Here is a 16993-nt window from a genome sequence, read left to right as displayed (position 1 = left end):
CATGGCCCGCTTGAAAACGCTCAAAGCCCAGATCAGTCATGACGTTTTCAGCTTGTTTGGAACCTACATCTTTGGTGTCACATCCATCAGCATGTTATTGGCCGTGTATGGCATTTTTTTCTACCAACAAGAAGAATTCAAACACTACAAAGCGCTGCTATCGACCCGACTGGACTCTGAAATCAGTGCATCCTTCAAACAAGCCAACGATTTAGCCCATTCGCCCGAGGTCTGGACTGGGCTGACTGACTCGTCAGGACGGGGATCGTATCTCCTGCCTCTTTTGGAAAAAGCCAATCAACATCCAAATTTCAAGTTTGACCTTCTGGATTACCTCGGCAGATTTTTTATTCAGAGCGACAACACAGCGGGCTTGCTTCTGGACACGCCTGCCAACATCCAAAAAACCATCGAAGACAGCCAGACCCATTTGGAGTTGGTGACCATCGACCAGTCCGATTACCTGGCGGTCAGCGTCCCTGTTTCAGCCAATTTCACGGACAGCACCATCGGCATCGTTTTGCTCCAGCTTGATCTGGACAGGATCATGGCGACTTTGAACTTTCCTGATGACCTGAAAGTCAATTACAGCCTGATCCCATTTGTTGATGATGCGTCCGATCTTTCCAAACACAGTGAAGCATTCAAATTTAAATGGGCAGATACCGGCCATGACTACGCCATCCATATTCAACTCCAACAAAGCTATTTATCGGCCTTTCTGTTCGTCATGACCGGTCTGGCGATCTCATTGGCATTTGGTGGCTTGCTGTTCATCAGGCTCAGGCGTTGGACACGCCAATTTTCAGAACGCACCACTCAACGGCTCGATGACCTTGTTCAGCTGGCGTCCGATACCGTCCAAGGGCGCGGCAGTGAAAGGTTGATGGACAACTCGGGTGATGAAATTTCAAAAGTTTCAAACGCCCTGCAGAGCATGCTGCAAAAGCAAAGAATTGCAACGCAGAAGCAGGCTGTTTTTTCCAGGGTGTTCGAGACCGCTGCCGAGGCCATTTTGATCACGAACAAACAGGGGCTGGTGATGGATGTCAATGCGGCATTGACCGACATGACCGGCTACACCAAAGAGGAGTTGGTCAACCAACCCGCTGGTCGGCTCTACATCAAGGATGAGATTGGCATTGATTTGCCCACCATCGCTGAATCCGTTCGCAAACACGGTACATGGCGCGGTGAAACCTATTTTTTAAGCAAGCAAAAAATGCAGTTGCCTGTTCTGCTTGCAGTGTCCACTTTGCTGGATGCCAATGGCATGAGCCAAGGCCATGTCTCTGTTTTCTCGGACATCAGGGCGATTCGTGAAGCTGAGAAAAGGCTCAAGGATCTTCTCAATGAAGACCAGCTGACGGGCCTACCCAACTACAGGGGGTTTCTGGAATACATCCAGCGCAAAGGGGCTGACGCCAACTTTGCGATATTGTTCATTGATCTGGATCATTTCAAAAACATCAACGACACCTTTGGTCACGATCAAGGCGATGAGGTGATTCGACAAATTGCACGACATCTCAAGGCCAAATTGCCTGCTGGGAATTTTTTATGCCGACGTTCAGGAGATGAATTCATTGCCGTTCTGGATGTTCATGAACCCATCACTGATTTCCAGGAAAAGTTGAAACATGTATTCAACTCCGCTGTGTTCACGGTCAATCACATGGGTACCGTGCACATCACAGCCACCTTCAGTGCTGGGGCTGCGTTTTTTCCAGATCACTCTCAATCGGTCCATGAGCTCCTCATTTACGCGGATACAGCCCTGCTGAGCGCCAAGGAATCCGGGCGCAATCAAATCAAATGGCTCAATGCCCAAATGCTGACGGCCACTTCCCGAAAAACCAAAGTCGATAGCAAGCTGGCCGTGGCCATTCGCGAAGGTCGAATCCATCCGCATTACCAAGCTGAGGTGGATTTGCTGACCGGCAAAATCATTGGGTTTGAGGCCTTGGCACGTTGGCACGACGAAGAACTGGGCATGGTCAGTCCTGCTGAGTTCATCCCATTGGCTGAGCAGTCTGGGGCCATAGACCCGCTGACACAGAGCCTGTTTGCCCAAGTCGTCAAAGACAGTCACACGATCCGCGAGTATTTTCCTGACGCGAAGATCGCCTTGAATTCATCACCTCAGTTGCTGTCCGGAAAGCGTCTCTTGACGCTACTTTCTCATCTGGCGGCGGAGCATGAAAACGGATTGGAGGGGTTTGTTCTGGAAATCACGGAAACGGACTTTTCTATCAGCCCGGCAGAGCTGGCGAGTCAACTTCAGGCCATCATGGGTTTAGGTGTGCGAATTGCCATTGACGATTTCGGCAAGTCCTATTCGTCTCTTTCCCGCCTTGCAAGCATGCCCATTCAAAAATTAAAAATTGACATGTCTTTCACTGCCGGAATGCAGCGCGAAGAAAACATCAAAATCATTTCCGGTATTTTGGCGTTGGCCCGATCTCTGCAGCTGGAGACGACAGCAGAAGGCGTAGAAAACCAATTCCAGAAAGACACTCTGATCAGCCTGGGTTGCCAACAAGCACAGGGCTATTTTTATTCAAAGCCATTAAAGCTCCAGCAACTGATCGCCTTACCGACCCATTTGGTTCCAGCGAAAGCGTGTGAAGCCGCTTTCTGAAACGCTTAGCCGTTCAGGTAACGGTCAAAGAAGTGACGGGTCTTCACTCTGGCCGATTGCGATGCATGCGGATCGTGCTGTCGGCTGCCAGCATGATCAAACCCATAGGCAGCGTTGTACTGCTCAATTTGCACCATGGCCTTTTTTTGACCAGGGCGGGTCTCGCCATGCGCCGAAAAATGCTCACGCTGGACAGCGATGAATTCATGCATGGATTCTTGCGTCATCCATGCGCCATTTGAGGGCAGATGGATCAAAACTGGACACATGGGCCGCCAACTGCGCACCTCCGGGTTGGTCATACCCCCTCCATAAAATGAAGTCGCCGCAAATACTTGCGGCAAAGTGCACGCCACTTGCCAAGCAAGCAAGCCCCCCCAGCAAAAGCCCATGATGCCCACTCTGCCCTGCGGGATCTGGGCTTGGGCCCAAGTCACGACAGTTTCGACGTCCATCATCGCAAGGCTTGAATCAACGGGCTCCAAAGGCTTCAACAGCTGCTCGCCCATGGAAGCCATTTGGTATTTGTACCCATGATGCTGCCCTGCCCTGCCACGGCCAAACAGCGATGGCGCAACCACAAGGTAGCCCCTGGCCGCATGTTCGGTGACCAAAGCCCGGATGCGTTGGCTCAGTCCGGGCATGGGGTTTTGGTGGGCACTTGGATCGCGATTGACCGACCGTGCATCCATCTCGTGCAACAAGACCAAAGCCCCTCGTACCGGCTTTGACGGATGTGCAACAAACGCCCGGAATCGGTGCTTGTCTGGCGAGATGAGCTCAGCGTAGTGCCCTGTGATTTCTGTCATGCAATGATTATCAACAAAAGTCTCTGCCTGAAAATTCAGATAAACACCAAGTCATCGTTGCATGACATGAATGAGCTTGGCAGCGTGGGCCGCCCTCTCACCGGTGAGCGCTCAACGCGACTGTGCTTTGTTGCCGTAGGGGCAGTGGTTGGGGCGTGGCCCCACTTGAGGGTGCAAGCGGCAGGTGTTGGGCCGCTTGTCGTACACCGTGCAGCGGCGGGTCTTGGCATCGAGAAACTGGCAGTCGCCACTGGCGCGGCGGGCCAGGCTGAAAATGCTGTTCTTGAAATTGAAGTGCTCGATCAGTCCGGCTTTGCTCAGGCGTTTGGCAATCTGCTTGGGGTCTTCGTGCTCGGCCTCAAAAGGGTCAACCAGCTCCAGCCGCACCAGATCGGCCAACTTGACCTCGACCGGCATGGTGCAGCAGTTGGCCGCACAGGTGTCGCACAAGCCGTTTTTGTAACGGGTCCAAGTTTCGCAGCGGTCAACGTCAACGACGGCAATGGGTGATCTCATGGGGCTGATTATCCCCGGATGTGCGCGGCCAAATTGCCCAACAACACGACATTCAATCGGCCTGCGCCTCACCCCAATAATGAAAAGTCATTGGGCGCGGGCCGGCCAAATAAGCCGATTGCGTGTTGGCCGAAAAACCTGCTTCGGCGAGCAAATCGGGAATGTCACGGCCCAACTGGCAGCCACCGGCCAAAGGCCCCCACAGCGGCTGCAGCCGTTCTTGCCAGCGCCGCACACCCAGATCAGGCGCCCGGCCATGCTCGCAAAACAGCAGCTGGCCGCCCGGCACCAGCACCCGGCGCATCTCGCGCAGGGCCTGAACTGCGTCGGGAATACTGCACAAGGTATAGGTGCAGACCACTGTGTCAAAACTGGCGTCGGCGGTGGGCAATTGTTCAGCCGAAAGACCCATCAGCTCGACATCGATGCCCGCCTTTTGGCTTCGCTTTTGAGCCAAGTGGTGCATTTGCATGGCCGGGTCTACGCCCACCAGACGGGTAACGCGGCTGCGGTCATAAAACGGCAAGTTGCGCCCGGTGCCCATGCCGATTTCCAACACCCGGCCATGGGCTTTGGGCACCAACTGGCGGCGCTGCTGCTGAACCATGGGCAAGCCGCAGGCGAAGTCGATCAAATAGGGCAGCAGGTGACGGTCGTACCAATTCATGCAGATATTGTCACCGAGCTCAGGACAAGCTGATCGACGGGAACAACCCCTGTCAGCCCCGCTTGGCCACCAAGGTCAGGATGTCGTAGCTGGCCACAACTTCGCCCAACTGGTTGGTGACTTCCACATCCCACGCCACCACGCCTTGGCCCACACCGTTGGCGTCTTTCTTGTTGCGGTCGATCTTGCGTTTGGCCGTCAGGCGGGCCTGAATGGTGTCGCCAATGCCCACAGGCTTGACGAAGCGCAGGGTGTCCAAGCCGTAGTTGGCCAGCACCGGGCCGGGCGCGGGCGAGACAAACAAGCCTGCAGCGGCAGACAGCACAAAGTAACCATGCGCGATGCGTTTGCCAAAGGGCGAATCCTTGGCCGCGATTTCGTCAAAGTGCATGTAGAAATAGTCGCCCGACAAGCCCCCAAAGGCCACGATATCGGCCTCGCCCACGGTGCGTCGGTGGGTCAGCAGGCTCTCGCCAATTTGCAACTCTTCAAAGTAACGACGGAAGGGGTGGACCTCGGTCTCGATCAACTTGGCACCCCGCATGTACTCGCCCGTGACGGCAGCGATCATGGTGGGCGAACCCTGCAACGCAGTGCGCTGCATCAGGTGCTTGACGGCGCGGATGCCACCGAGCTCTTCACCACCGCCTGCGCGACCCGGGCCGCCGTGCTTGAGCGGCGGCAACGGCGAGCCGTGCCCGGTGGATTCGACCGCCGATTCGCGGTCCAGGATGTGCAGGCGGCCATGCAAGGCGGCGGCCACCGGGATGATGCGGGCAGCGATTTGTGGGTCTTTGGTAACCAAGGTGCCGACCAAGCTGCCCTGACCGCGTGCGGCCAGTTGCAGGGCTTCGTCGATGCCGTCGTAAGGCATGAGGGTACTGACCGGGCCGAAGGCCTCGATGTCGTGCACGCTGTCGGTGTGCAAAGGTTTCTGGCACAGCAGCAGCGTGGGCTGAAAGAAAGCGCCGCCTTCGACACCCTGCCCCACGGGGCTGAAATCGGCTCCGCCGCCAAACACCAGTTCAGCGCTTTGGCGCAGCAAGGCCACGCGCTCGGCCACGTCGGCTTGCTGTGCATGCGAGGCCAATGCGCCCATCTTCACGCCTTCGACCGACGGATCGCCCACCCGCACTTTGGCCAGACGGGCCTTGAGCTTTTCGGCCACCGCATCAAGGTGCTGACGCGGCACGATGGCGCGGCGAATCGCCGTGCATTTTTGGCCCGCTTTGACCGTCATCTCGCGGGCGACTTCTTTCACGAACAGGTCAAACTCTTCGTCGTCAGGCGAGACATCGGGCGCGAGGATGGCGCAGTTGAGCGAGTCGGCCTCGGCGTTGAAGGGGATGCTGTGCTTGACCACATTGGGGTGCACGCGCAGCATGGCGGCGGTGTCGGCCGAGCCGGTGAAGGTCACCACATCCTGGCCGTTCAGGCGCTCAAGCAGATCGCCGGTCGAGCCAATCACCAATTGCAAACTGCCCTCGGGCAAGATGCCCGATTGCGCCACCAAACGCACCATGGCCTCGGTCAGGTAGCTGGTGGACGATGCGGGTTTGCCGATGCAGGGCATGCCTGCCAAAAAGCTGGGCGCAAATTTTTCCAAGAGGCCCCAAATGGGGAAGTTGAAGGCGTTGATGTGCACTGCAATGCCACCACGCGGCACCAAAATGTGCGTGCCCGCAAATCCACCCTTTTTGCCCAGCGCAAAAGCTGGGCCTTCGTGGATCAGGTTACCGCTGGGCAACTCATTGCTGCCCATGCCGGCATAGGCAAACAAGGTGCCCGCACCGCCCTCGATATCGACCCAGCTGTCGGCTCGGGTGGCACCAGTGTGGGCCGAGATGGCGTACAGCGATTCTTTGTGCTCCCCCAAGTACTTGGCCAGGGCTTTGAGGCGCTGGGCACGCTCTTGGAAATCGAGCTTGAGCAAATTGGGCAGGCCCACCGTGCGTGCGTGGTGAACGGCATCAGCAAAGTCGATGGCCTCGGCATGGGTTTGGTACACCGTTTGGCCGTTGATGGCGCTGCGCAGGGCTTGTGCGCCTTGCTGGCCGATCCACTGGCCACCGATGAAACTTTGCAGGACTTGGGACATGGGAATGCGCTTTCTGTGAAGTTCAAACCCGGTCAGCTTGAATTAACCAACCGGGCGGTCGGGAAATTCTAGTCGGTTTGAGCGCATGCCCATCCGGGAAGCCTCCTAGGGTTTTCGATGAGCGAAGGGAATCCTTTGGGGACTTTTCAAATTAATAAGCATGCATATAATCTCCACACTTTCTTCATGTTCACCTGTTGGAGCCCCCCATGAATACTGCCCCTTCTCAACTTCCCGTCATCGTCGCTGGCGGTGGCATTGGTGGCTTGGCCGCCGCGCTCGCCTTGGTGCGCCAGGGCTTTCAAGTCACCGTGCTGGAACAAGCCCCCGAGATCGGCGAGATCGGCGCAGGCATTCAGTTGGGGCCCAACGCCTTCCACGCGTTTGACGCCTTGGGCATTGGCGACAAGGCACGGAGCCGTGCGGTTTACACCGACTACATGGTCATGCACGACGCGATTGACGAATACCAGGTGGGCAAGATCCCAACCGACGAAAAATTCCGCCAACGCTTTGGCAACCCCTACGCCGTGATCCACAGAGCCGACGTGCATTTGTCTTTGCTCGAAGGCGCCCAGGAAACCGGACAGGTCGAATTTCACACCCACACCCGCGTGGTGCGCATCGAGCAAGACGACAGCAGCGTGACCGTGTGGGACCAAAACGGCAAAGCCTTCCACGGCTGCGCACTGATTGGTGCCGATGGCGTGAAGTCGGTGGTGCGCGAACAGTTTGTAGGCGATCTGGCCCGCGTGACCGGCCATGTGGTGTACCGCGCGGTGGTCGACAAAAAAGACTTTCCAGCCGACCTTCAATGGAACGCCGCAGCCATCTGGGTTGGCCCCAATTGCCACCTGGTCCACTACCCGCTGCGTGGTGGCGAGCAATACAACGTGGTCGTGACCTTTCACAGCCGTCAGCAAGAACAATGGGGCGTGACCGATGGCAGCAAGGAAGAAGTGCAAAGCTACTTCCAGGGCATTTGCCCCAGAGCGCGGCAATTGATTGACTTGCCCAAGACCTGGAAGCGCTGGGCCACCGCCGACCGCGAGCCCATTGGCCAATGGACTTATGGCCGCGTGACCTTGCTGGGCGACGCAGCCCACCCCACCACGCAATACATGGCACAAGGCGCTTGCATGGCCATGGAAGACGCTGTGACGCTGGGCGAAGCCCTGCGCACCCACCACAACGATTGGCCCCAAGCGCTGGACATGTACCAACGTGCCCGCGTGGCCCGCACCGCACGCATCGTGCTGTCCAGCCGCGAGATGGGCCGCATCTACCACGCCAAAGGCGTCGAACGCTTGGTGCGCAATGACCTGTGGCGTGGCCGCAGCGCCGAGCGCTTTTATGATGCGATGGAATGGCTGTACGGCTGGAACGTGGCCAACTGCCTCGACGCCGCCAAAAACACTTGATTGCACGGAGATACCCCATGAACGAACTCGGACGAATCGAAGACCTGCCCAAGGACTACGTGCAAGATTTGCGCGACCTGAACCTGGTGCCCCTGTGGCCCAGCTTGCGTGGCGTGCTGCCCCCCAAAGTGCCCACCCGCCAGACCCAGCCCACCTGCTGGGCCTATCGTGACATCAAGCCCCTGCTGCTCAAAGCCGGCGAGCTGACCCCGATCGAAAAAGCCGAGCGGCGCGTGTTGGTGCTCGCCAACCCAGGCCACGGCCTTGAAAAAATGCAGGCCTCTGCCGCCATGTATTTGGGCATGCAACTGCTCATGCCCGGCGAGTGGGCGCCCAGCCACCGCCACACGCCCAATGCGGTGCGCATGGTCGTCGAAGGCGAAGGCGCTTGGACCACCGTCGATGGCGAAAAATGCCCCATGAGCCGGGGCGACCTCATCCTCACGCCCACCGGCCTTTGGCACGAGCATGGCCACGACGGTACCGAGCCGGTCATCTGGCTCGATGTGCTGGACCTGCCGCTGGTTTATTACATGGAAGCCAGCTACCACATCAATGGCGAGCGCCAAACCGTGGTGCCCGGCCAAGGCGACCAGCAATACGCCCGTGGCGGCGTGGTGCCCTCGCATGTGTTTGGTCGCAACCCCAAGGCCTACCCCATGCTGCGCTATGCCTGGGCCGATGCCAAGGCGGCGCTTGAAGCCTTGGCTGCCGACGAATCCGCGCCCGAGCAAGTGCAAGTGACTTACACCAACCCCGAGACCGGCGCGGATGCGGAAAACATCTTGGGCTTTTACGCCCTGATGCTGCGCCCCGGCCAAACGCTGCGTTTGCCTGCACGTTCACCCGCGCAGGTGTTCCATGTGATCGAAGGCGCGGTGGAGGCGCAAATCGTGGCCAGCACCTTCACGCTGGCCGAGGCCGACACCTGCTGCGCCCCAGGCTACGAAGCCGTGACGCTGACCAATCTGAACGCGGATCAAGCCGCCTTCATCTTCATCGCCGACGAGTCGCCCCTTCACCGCAAGCTGGGTGTGTACGAAAACCGCGGCTAAAGCGCAAGCTGTCATCCTCGGGCTTGACCAGAGGAGCCATAGATGCCCGATCAAGTCGGGCATGACAGCTTAATTTTTTCCGGCACGACTGCACTCGCCGGCATGACTGCCTTTTCATTGAACGAACTTATGACCCAATACCTCTTCAATCCCCCTGCCGTCCCATCCCTGCCCATCCGCGGCCAAGCCGAGCGCTTCCCGATCAACCGCATCTTTTGCGTGGGCCGCAACTACCACGCACATGCCGTCGAGATGGGCCGCCCGGTCGACAAGAGCGTCGAGCAGGCCTTTTACTTCACCAAGTCGCCCCAGACCCTGGTGGAAAGCGGCGTGGACCATGTTGCCGTGGTGGCCTACCCGCCCCGCACCAGCAACTACCACTTCGAGATGGAGCTGGTACTGGCCATTGGCAAAGCGGGCTTTCGCGTGAGCGAAGCCAACGCGCATGAGCTGGTCTATGGCTACGCCGCAGGCCTAGACATGACGCGCCGCGACTTGCAGTTGGTCGCGCGTGACAAAGGCCGCCCCTGGGACACAGGCAAAGACATCGAACAAGGCTCGGTCTGCTCCGAGATCGTGCCCATGCCTGGCGTGGTGATCGAGCGCGGTGCCATTGCGCTGGAAGTCAACGGCGCCACCCAGCAGTCGTCCGACGTGAACAAGCTGATCTGGAACATCCGCGAAATCATCGCGGACCTGTCTACCTACTACCACCTGCAGCCCGGCGATCTGATCTACACCGGTACGCCCGAAGGCGTGGGCGCTGTAGTCACAGGCGACAAGATCTCCGGCCGGGTCGAAGGTGTGGCCGAAGTGGCCCTGATGATTGGCGCTGCCGAATAATGCAGCTTGGCCCATGATGGCATCAAGCCATATGCCCGTCCACACGCCCATCCACACGCACACACACCCGCCAAAGACAGGGCCTGTGTGTGTGCAAGCCCCTGAACAGGAAACTCAACCATGAAGCTTTACAACTTTTTCCGCAGCGGCACCTCGCACCGCCTGCGCATTGCGCTCAATCTCAAAGGCATTGCCACCGATTACGTGGCGGTGGACTTGCGTGTCGAAGAACACCTCAAAGACGCCTTCAAATCGGTCAACCCGCAACAACTCGTTCCCGCGCTCGACACCGGAGAGCAAGTGCTGATCCAGTCGCCCGCCATCATCGAATGGTTAGAAGAAAAATACCCCACGCCCACCTTGCTGCCTGCAGGGGCTGAGGCACGCGCGCATGTGCGAGCGCTGGCCGCCATCGTGGGTTGCGACATTCACCCGATCAACAACCGCCGCATTCTCGAAACCCTGCGCAAACAATTCGGTGCCAACGAAGACGCGATCAACGCCTGGTGCGGCACCTGGATCAGCGCCGGATTTGACGCCTACGAAGCTTTGATGGCAACAGACAGCCAACGTGGCCGTTTCAGCTTCGGTGACGCGCCCACCATCGCAGATGTTTATTTGATTCCCCAAGTCGAAAGCGCTCGCCGATTCAAAGTGGACATGGCCCGGTGGCCGCTGATCAGTGCGATTGACAAAGCTTGTGGCGAGCTGGATGCGTTCAAGCTCGCAGCGCCGATGGCGCAACCCGACGCCTGAGCGCACACAGCACACATGCCCGGCCTGCTTCAAAGGCCGTCAAAGACCTCGGTATCGACTTCGCTGTTGGCCTGGGCGTTGTAGCGGTCACCCGCCACGGTGCGCTCGTTGATGAGGGCGTTCAGACGTGCCATCAACCCGGCATCGAGCTGCACCAGGACAGCACCCAGATCGTCGAGCAGGTGATCGACTGACGTGGTGCCTGGGATTGGGATGATGTCTTCACCTTGCTGCAGCAACCAGGCCAGCGCCAGCTGCGAAGGGCTGCAGCCCACTTCTTGAGCCAGTGCGTTGTAAGCGGGCAAGAGCTTCAGGTTGGCCGCGTAATGATCGGGCGCAAAACGCGGCATGCTGCGGCGGATGTCTTTGGCATCGAAACCCGCGACATCGAGCGGGCCGCACAAGAAGCCCCGCGCCACAGGACTGAAGGCCACAAACGCCACACCCAGTTCACGGCAGGCTTGCAACACGGCGATCTCGGGGTTGCGCGTCCACAGCGAATACTCGGTCTGCACGGCGGCGATCGGGTGCACGGCGTGGGCTTTGCGCAGTGTGCTGGCAGACACTTCGGACAAACCAATGGTCTGGATCTTGCCCTCACGCACCAAGTCGCTCAGTGCGCCCACGCTGTCTTCGATCGGCACTTTCTTGTCCCATCGGTGCAGGTAATACAGGTCGATCACATCGGTCTGCAAACGGCGCAGCGCGTCTTCGCAGGTCTTTTTGAGGGTCTCGGGACGGCCGTCAATCACGCGCACTTTGCTGCCATCACTTTGCTCAACCCCTTGCATGCCGCATTTGCTGGCCAGGGTGAATTTTCGGCGATGCGGTTTCATGACTTGACCCACCAGGGTTTCATTGGCCCCGAAGCCGTAGAGGGCTGCCGTGTCAAAAAAGTCCACCCCTTGGTCAAGGGCCGTAAGCAGCACCCGTTCGCCTTGTTTGGCCGAAACAGGCGTGCCATAGGCGTGGCTTAAGTTCATGCAGCCCAGCCCAATGGCGCTGACGTTGAAAGAAGCAATTTTTCGAATTTTCATGGCCCTTATCTTAGACGCTCAAACGGGTATTGTGTGAGCTTGACTTGGTCCACAAACGCACGCGTATGAGCGACAATCGATCGCAAGATGCTTGAACCCCACCCTCTCAACCCCCAATCCGAGACCCTCGACGCACGCGACTGGATTGCTGGGCTCGAAAAAGGCCTCCACATCATCGAAGCCTTTGACGCCGAACACCCGCGCTTGACCGCCACCGAAATGGGAGCACGCTGCGGCATGACGCGAACCGCAGCCCGGCGCTATTTGAAAACCCTGACCCATTTGGGCTATGTTGGCACCGATGGCAAGCTGTATTGGCTGATGCCTCGGATCTTGCGATTGGGTCACGCCTATTTGGAGTCGGCCCGACTGCCGCGCTTGGTTCAGCCGTTTTTGCAACGCATCACCGCAGGCACTGAAGAAATTGCCTACTTGGGCGTGCTTGACGGGGGCGACACCATTTTCATTGCACGCAGTGGACTGCAACGGCACATGGCCAGCGGCTACATGACGGGCACACGTGTTCCCACCCAAGTGACGGCAGCAGGAATGATCATGCTGGCCTACAGTGACGAGGCTTTCATTGATGAATGGCTCAAGTCTTACGATTTGAGAGCCTTCACGTCGTTCACGTTGTCCAGCAAAGCCGTCTTGAAAAAAACCCTGCTTGCATTCAAGCGCCAAGGCTGGGCCGTGTCCGAAGAGCAACTGGAGTTGAACTACCGAGGGATTGCCGTGCCCCTGCTAGACCGGCAAAGCAACGTGCTCGGTGCGATCAGCATCACCATGCCCATCAACCGCGAAGAGTCAGACCATGCCCTGAACCGTGTACTGCCCGTCTTGCAAGAGGCAGCGCACAGCCTGCGCCCCTTGCTCTGAGCTCGCGCTCAACCAGCTCAGGGGCTCGGGCAACGGGTCAGCACATCCGCCGAACTTTGAACGGCGCTCAGGCCGGAGCAGCAGCTGCCGTGGTGTGGGCACCCCCCAAGAACAGTCGCTCCATCTGGGGATCGGCCAAAATTTCTGCCGCCGATTTGTACAACACCAAACGACCCGACTCCAGCGCAATGGCGTTGTCCGAGTACTTGAGTGCGCTCTTGACGTTTTGCTCGACCATCAACACCGTGGTGCCTTGGTCGGCCAATTTGCGCAGCAACTTGAACACGTCTTGCACCACCATGGGCGACAGGCCAATAGAGGGCTCGTCGATCAGCAAGACCTTGGGGCGCAGCAATAAAGCACGACCAATCTCGAGTTGCTTTTGTTCACCACCCGACAAAGCCGATGCACGCGAATTCATGCGTTCTTTCACACGCGGAAAAAAGGCCAGTACTTCTGGAATTCGTTCATGCGTGGTCTTCATGCCCAGCGTGATGCCGCCCAGCTCCAGGTTTTCATACACGCTGAGCTGCCCAAAGAGATTTCGGCCCTGGGGCACAAAAGCGATGCCATCGGCCAGCAAAGACTTTTGCGAAGCACCCGTGATGTCTTTGCCATTGAGATAAACCTTGCCCTGGCGGGGCTTGAGCAAACCAAACAAGGTTTTGAGCACAGTGGATTTGCCTGCGCCATTAGGGCCGATCAACAAAGTGATGGAGCCTTTAGGCACTTTGAAGGACAGGTTGTTCAGGATCATGAAATCCTTGTAACCTGCGACCACATCGTCGAACTCGATGCAGGTGTCTACGGTGGTGTGTGCTGTCATTTCAGTTCCCCAAATAGGCGTCGAGCACTTGCTTGTTGGCACGGATTTCATCGGGCGTGCCTATGGCCAAGACCTGACCCTCCACCATGACCATGATGCGGTGGCAAAGGTCCATCACAAAGTCCATATTGTGTTCAATCACGACGAAGCTGCTGGACTTGCCGTCTGCTCCTCGGCTTCGGTTCAATTCTTTCAGCAAGGTGCTGATGCCGCCCACCAACGACGGGTTTACACCGGCGCATGGCTCGTCGAGCAAAACCAGATCGGGCTCGCTCATGAAGGCCATGGCGATGTCCACCAGTTTTTGCTGACCGTAGCTCAGCTCACCGGCCTTTTTGTCGGCCACATGGCGGATGTGGAACTGGTCAATGAGCGCATCGGCTTTGTCACCCAGACCCGAATCGGTGGGCGCGAACATGCGACTGAACATGCTGCCCTGGTGCTCTTGCGCGGCCACGATCAGGTTGTCGCGCACGGTCATCTTGCCAAACACCTGCAGCGTCTGAAAAGTGCGACCCACGCCCCGGCGGTTCAATTCGAGCGGACCCAATGTGGTCACGTCTTCCCCGTTGAGTTCGATCTTGCCCTCGTCAGGGGTAATCTGGCCCAACATGCTGTTGAACAAGGTGGTTTTACCCGAACCGTTGGGACCGATCACGCCGAAGATTTCGCCAGGTCGCACTTCAAACGACACACCGCCCACGGCCTGGATCGCACCGTAGGCCTTCTTCATGTTGGTGACTTTGAGAACAGACTGGATCATGCTTTGACTCCTTGGGCAGCACGAGCTGCCGAGGCTGCGCGTGATTGGCGACGCGCCTTGATGCGGTCGGGGATGCTGAGCAAACCATCGGGCAGCCAGATCATGAGCACCACCACAGCGGCGCCAAAGACAAACAAATACCAAGCTTGTGCAAAACGCAACCATTCGGGCAACACCACACCCACCGCCGAGCCCAGCACAGGGCCAAGAAAATAACCAGGCCCCCCGACCACCACCATCAGATACATCATGATGGACGCGCCGACGGTGAAAAGTGCTGGATCAATGAAGCCGACTTGCGATGCATATAGACCGCCCGCAAGGCCAGCAAAGGTGGCGCCAATGGCAAAGCTCAGAAGTGTGTAGCTGCGTGTGTCGATGCCCAAACTCTCCGCTCGAATGGGGTTGTCACGAAGGGCCGTAAATGCCTTGCCCCAAGGCGATCTCAAAAGCGCCCACAAAATCACAGCCAGTACAAGAGTAAACACCAAGACCATGCGGTAATAAGCCAAATTACCATCAAAACTGATGCTGCCCAAGCTGGGCCGTGCAATGTTATTGATACCAAAGGTGCCGCCTGTGAGCCACTCTTCGTTGCGCATCACCAACCAAGCTGCAGTGTTGAATCCCAAGGTGGCAAATGCCAGGTAAATGGTTTGCACACGCAGTGCCGGAAAGCCCACAATTAGGCCGGTAAAGAAACACAACAAGCCACCAGCGGGCAAGGCCAACCAGAAGCTAATTCCGGCCTTCAAGCAAATGGCTACTGTGTAAGCGCCAATACCAAAGAACGCCGCATGACCCAAAGATTTTTGACCGGCGTACCCGACCGTCAAATTCAAACCCATGGTGGCGATGATGAACACCAGCCATGTTGTGAAAATGTGAATGCCATAATTTTTAAAATAGGCTGGCACGATGGCCAGCACAACCAACAAAGCCAAGCCTAGAAACAGATTCAACTTTTTCATACTTTGCGCTCCTCTTTGCGACCCAAGAGGCCTTGTGGTTTAAACAAAATCACCACCATGAAAATAACCAAGGCCACCGCATCTTTGTAGGCCGACGAAATGTATGCCGCTGCCAAATTTTCAGAGACACCCACAATCAAACCGCCGAGCAAGGCACCGCGCGTGTTGTTGAAACCACCAATGATGGCGGCAAAGAAAGCCTTGGTGCCCAATGACTCGCCCATGTCGAACTTCGCCAAATAAATAGGCGTAACCAACAGTGCCGCTGCCGCTGCCAAAATGGCGTTGATGGCAAAGGTATAAAAAATCATTCGAGGCACATTGATGCCGAGTACCGATGCACTTTCTGTGTTCTGAGCCACCGCTTGCATGGCCCGGCCAGTGACCGTTCTGGCCAAGAAGGCTTGGGTCAACAGCACCAAACCCAGCGCCATGATGAAGGTTCCAATGTCCGACGCTGAAATGTTGACACCCGCCAAGTTATAGACCTGGTCAGGGAAGATCATGGGAAAGGGTTGAGGCTCGGAGCTGTAGCCCGCGCGCACACCATTGCGCATGGCAATGGACAAACCAATGGTGGCCACCACAATCGGCATCATGCCGTACTTGAAGAGAGGATCCACCAAGCCGCGCTTGAACAACCAGCCCAACACCAAGACAGACACCATCACGCTGATGGCAAAACTGGCAGACAGGGCCATGCCATTGTGCAGCATGATGACCATGATGAAGGCCGGCAGCATCACAAATTCACCTTGGGCAAAGTTGATGGTGCCTGAGGCTTGCCACAGCAAAGTAAAACCGAGCGCAGCAAGCGCATAGATGCTGCCTGTTGCCAGGCCGCTAAAAAAGAGTTGTAGAAAATCGGTCATCGTCTTTTCACCATCCTAAAATTTTTGCGGGGGTATCCCACATCATGGCTTGAAGTTGCGCGGGCGTGAACCAACGCTCCGTCAATTTGAGTAGGGTTCCGTAATCGAGGCGATAGGTGCCTCGAAGGTGCGGCCAATCAGAAGCCCAAATACAACGATCAGGTCCAAAAGCGCTCCACACTTTCATGACGTGCTCATGCGTGTCGTCAAATGGGAAACCTGTTGCAGAAAATTTGCCAAAGCCAGAAATTTTGATCACGCCCAGGCCACTGTCGGCCAGTTTCCAGAGTGCTTGCAGCCCAGTCGCATGGGGGCCGTCGGCCAAATGCGGTCTGCCGCAATGGTCAATCATGGTTTTGACGCCAATGCGTTGAATGCGGGGCCACAAGGCCTCCAGTTGATTGGCAGACACTTGAAACTGCGCCCACATGTCCAGTTCGCGCAAATGCGCAAGCAAGGGGTCGATGTCGGCGTAATAGTCCAGGCCATGAAATGAGGTGTTGAAGGCTATGCCAACAATACCTTGTGCCTGTAAATCTTTCAGCGCTTGTTTACTGATGTCGGCACGAACCACGGCGATGCCTTTAAACCGATTGCCGCCTTGCGCGATGGCGTCCAGCAAACAACGGTTGTCCAAGCCATAGCCAGAGTTAGGGCCTACCAGCAAGGCATGTCGCGTGCCATACGCGTCCATGACATGCTTGTAATAGTCGGCCGTGCCTATTTCCTGGCCCTGTGGGTGATAAGAAACCTCTGCAGGGTATGGAAAACGGACTGGATCGAGGACATGACAATGTCCATCGATCTTAGGTCGATCGAAGATATTCATCGGTCAAGCT

Annotated in this window: 16 protein-coding genes; 6 read left to right on the top strand and 10 right to left on the bottom strand. The window is 57.2% G+C overall.

The features are described 5' to 3' along the window. Position 1: 1 nt before the first annotated feature. The gene (locus BN3544_RS09870) at positions 2-2641 is read left to right on the top strand and encodes a putative bifunctional diguanylate cyclase/phosphodiesterase (protein ID WP_019430689.1); all 2640 of its coding nucleotides are present in this window, start codon (positions 2-4) and stop codon (positions 2639-2641) included. Positions 2642-2646: 5 nt separating this feature from the next. Here the strand turns inward: BN3544_RS09870 and BN3544_RS09865 are convergent, their stop codons facing one another. The 4 genes from BN3544_RS09865 to paaZ form a co-directional block, all read right to left on the bottom strand. Then, on the bottom strand, positions 2647-3450 hold the full coding sequence (locus BN3544_RS09865; RefSeq protein ID WP_019430690.1) for a dienelactone hydrolase family protein: 804 nt from the start codon (positions 3448-3450) through the stop codon (positions 2647-2649). A gap of 111 nt (positions 3451-3561) precedes the next feature. After that, positions 3562-3966 (bottom strand): YkgJ family cysteine cluster protein, encoded by a 405-nt coding sequence (locus BN3544_RS09860; RefSeq protein WP_019430691.1) that lies wholly within the window; start codon positions 3964-3966, stop codon positions 3562-3564. Positions 3967-4018: 52 nt separating this feature from the next. Continuing rightward, positions 4019-4633 (bottom strand): class I SAM-dependent methyltransferase, encoded by a 615-nt coding sequence (locus tag BN3544_RS09855; protein ID WP_019430692.1) that lies wholly within the window; start codon positions 4631-4633, stop codon positions 4019-4021. A 52-nt stretch (positions 4634-4685) separates the two neighbouring features. Then, positions 4686-6731: a phenylacetic acid degradation bifunctional protein PaaZ gene (paaZ, locus tag BN3544_RS09850; RefSeq protein WP_019430693.1), complete on the bottom strand. Its 2046-nt coding sequence runs from the start codon at positions 6729-6731 to the stop codon at positions 4686-4688. Between the two features lie 209 nt (positions 6732-6940). Between paaZ and BN3544_RS09845 the strand changes: the two genes are divergently transcribed. The 4 genes from BN3544_RS09845 to maiA all read left to right on the top strand — a co-directional run bounded on the left by BN3544_RS09845 (position 6941) and on the right by maiA (position 10806). Beyond that, entirely contained in the window at positions 6941-8152 is a 1212-nt protein-coding gene (locus BN3544_RS09845) for a 3-hydroxybenzoate 6-monooxygenase (RefSeq protein WP_019430694.1), read from the top strand. A gap of 17 nt (positions 8153-8169) precedes the next feature. Continuing rightward, positions 8170-9207, top strand: a complete 1038-nt coding sequence (locus tag BN3544_RS09840) for a cupin domain-containing protein (RefSeq protein ID WP_019430695.1) — start codon at positions 8170-8172, stop codon at positions 9205-9207. A 129-nt stretch (positions 9208-9336) separates the two neighbouring features. Next, complete coding sequence (locus tag BN3544_RS09835; protein ID WP_019430696.1) at positions 9337-10050, top strand: fumarylacetoacetate hydrolase family protein; 714 nt, start codon at positions 9337-9339, stop codon at positions 10048-10050. A gap of 120 nt (positions 10051-10170) precedes the next feature. Continuing rightward, positions 10171-10806, top strand: a complete 636-nt coding sequence (gene maiA, locus BN3544_RS09830; RefSeq protein WP_019430697.1) for a maleylacetoacetate isomerase — start codon at positions 10171-10173, stop codon at positions 10804-10806. Between the two features lie 29 nt (positions 10807-10835). Here the strand turns inward: maiA and BN3544_RS09825 are convergent, their stop codons facing one another. Continuing rightward, complete coding sequence (locus tag BN3544_RS09825; RefSeq protein ID WP_019430698.1) at positions 10836-11843, bottom strand: aldo/keto reductase; 1008 nt, start codon at positions 11841-11843, stop codon at positions 10836-10838. An 87-nt stretch (positions 11844-11930) separates the two neighbouring features. On the opposite strand from BN3544_RS09825, the gene BN3544_RS09820 reads away from it, so the two are divergent. Next, complete coding sequence (locus tag BN3544_RS09820; RefSeq protein WP_019430699.1) at positions 11931-12722, top strand: IclR family transcriptional regulator domain-containing protein; 792 nt, start codon at positions 11931-11933, stop codon at positions 12720-12722. Between the two features lie 67 nt (positions 12723-12789). On the opposite strand, the gene BN3544_RS09815 is transcribed toward BN3544_RS09820, so the two are convergent. From BN3544_RS09815 to BN3544_RS09795, 5 genes are read right to left on the bottom strand one after another with little or no spacing between them, the layout of a single operon-like run. After that, on the bottom strand, positions 12790-13548 hold the full coding sequence (locus BN3544_RS09815; RefSeq protein WP_019430700.1) for an ABC transporter ATP-binding protein: 759 nt from the start codon (positions 13546-13548) through the stop codon (positions 12790-12792). Between the two features lies 1 nt (position 13549). Then, positions 13550-14311: an ABC transporter ATP-binding protein gene (locus tag BN3544_RS09810; protein ID WP_019430701.1), complete on the bottom strand. Its 762-nt coding sequence runs from the start codon at positions 14309-14311 to the stop codon at positions 13550-13552. Next, positions 14308-15282, bottom strand: a complete 975-nt coding sequence (locus BN3544_RS09805; RefSeq protein WP_019430702.1) for a branched-chain amino acid ABC transporter permease — start codon at positions 15280-15282, stop codon at positions 14308-14310. Before BN3544_RS09805 ends, BN3544_RS09810 begins: the two co-directional genes overlap by 4 nt. Beyond that, positions 15279-16154 carry a branched-chain amino acid ABC transporter permease gene (locus BN3544_RS09800; protein ID WP_019430703.1) on the bottom strand — a complete coding sequence of 292 codons (876 nt, stop codon included), beginning with the start codon at positions 16152-16154 and terminating at the stop codon, positions 15279-15281. Before BN3544_RS09800 ends, BN3544_RS09805 begins: the two co-directional genes overlap by 4 nt. Positions 16155-16161: 7 nt before the next feature. Then, positions 16162-16983, bottom strand: coding sequence for an amidohydrolase family protein (locus BN3544_RS09795; protein ID WP_026036783.1), 822 nt, complete (start codon positions 16981-16983; stop codon positions 16162-16164). Between the last annotated feature and the right edge of the window lie 10 nt (positions 16984-16993).

Source organism: Limnohabitans sp. Rim47, assembly GCF_001517545.1.
Lineage (GTDB): Bacteria > Pseudomonadota > Gammaproteobacteria > Burkholderiales > Burkholderiaceae_C > Limnohabitans_A.
The sequence above is the reverse complement of the archived record's forward strand: the minus strand, read 5'-3'. Positions and strand labels throughout refer to the sequence as shown.

What these genes read in the sequence shown, in the direction of transcription:
- BN3544_RS09870 (WP_019430689.1), top strand. Translation starts at nt 2, where the DNA reads ATGGCCCGCTTGAAAACGCTCAAAGCCCAGATCAGTCATGACGTTTTC.
- BN3544_RS09865 (WP_019430690.1), bottom strand. Translation starts at nt 3,450, where the DNA reads ATGACAGAAATCACAGGGCACTACGCTGAGCTCATCTCGCCAGACAAG.
- BN3544_RS09860 (WP_019430691.1), bottom strand. Translation starts at nt 3,966, where the DNA reads ATGAGATCACCCATTGCCGTCGTTGACGTTGACCGCTGCGAAACTTGG.
- BN3544_RS09855 (WP_019430692.1), bottom strand. Translation starts at nt 4,633, where the DNA reads ATGAATTGGTACGACCGTCACCTGCTGCCCTATTTGATCGACTTCGCC.
- paaZ (WP_019430693.1), bottom strand. Translation starts at nt 6,731, where the DNA reads ATGTCCCAAGTCCTGCAAAGTTTCATCGGTGGCCAGTGGATCGGCCAG.
- BN3544_RS09845 (WP_019430694.1), top strand. Translation starts at nt 6,941, where the DNA reads ATGAATACTGCCCCTTCTCAACTTCCCGTCATCGTCGCTGGCGGTGGC.
- BN3544_RS09840 (WP_019430695.1), top strand. Translation starts at nt 8,170, where the DNA reads ATGAACGAACTCGGACGAATCGAAGACCTGCCCAAGGACTACGTGCAA.
- BN3544_RS09835 (WP_019430696.1), top strand. Translation starts at nt 9,337, where the DNA reads ATGACCCAATACCTCTTCAATCCCCCTGCCGTCCCATCCCTGCCCATC.
- maiA (WP_019430697.1), top strand. Translation starts at nt 10,171, where the DNA reads ATGAAGCTTTACAACTTTTTCCGCAGCGGCACCTCGCACCGCCTGCGC.
- BN3544_RS09825 (WP_019430698.1), bottom strand. Translation starts at nt 11,843, where the DNA reads ATGAAAATTCGAAAAATTGCTTCTTTCAACGTCAGCGCCATTGGGCTG.
- BN3544_RS09820 (WP_019430699.1), top strand. Translation starts at nt 11,931, where the DNA reads ATGCTTGAACCCCACCCTCTCAACCCCCAATCCGAGACCCTCGACGCA.
- BN3544_RS09815 (WP_019430700.1), bottom strand. Translation starts at nt 13,548, where the DNA reads ATGACAGCACACACCACCGTAGACACCTGCATCGAGTTCGACGATGTG.
- BN3544_RS09810 (WP_019430701.1), bottom strand. Translation starts at nt 14,311, where the DNA reads ATGATCCAGTCTGTTCTCAAAGTCACCAACATGAAGAAGGCCTACGGT.
- BN3544_RS09805 (WP_019430702.1), bottom strand. Translation starts at nt 15,282, where the DNA reads ATGAAAAAGTTGAATCTGTTTCTAGGCTTGGCTTTGTTGGTTGTGCTG.
- BN3544_RS09800 (WP_019430703.1), bottom strand. Translation starts at nt 16,154, where the DNA reads ATGACCGATTTTCTACAACTCTTTTTTAGCGGCCTGGCAACAGGCAGC.
- BN3544_RS09795 (WP_026036783.1), bottom strand. Translation starts at nt 16,983, where the DNA reads ATGAATATCTTCGATCGACCTAAGATCGATGGACATTGTCATGTCCTC.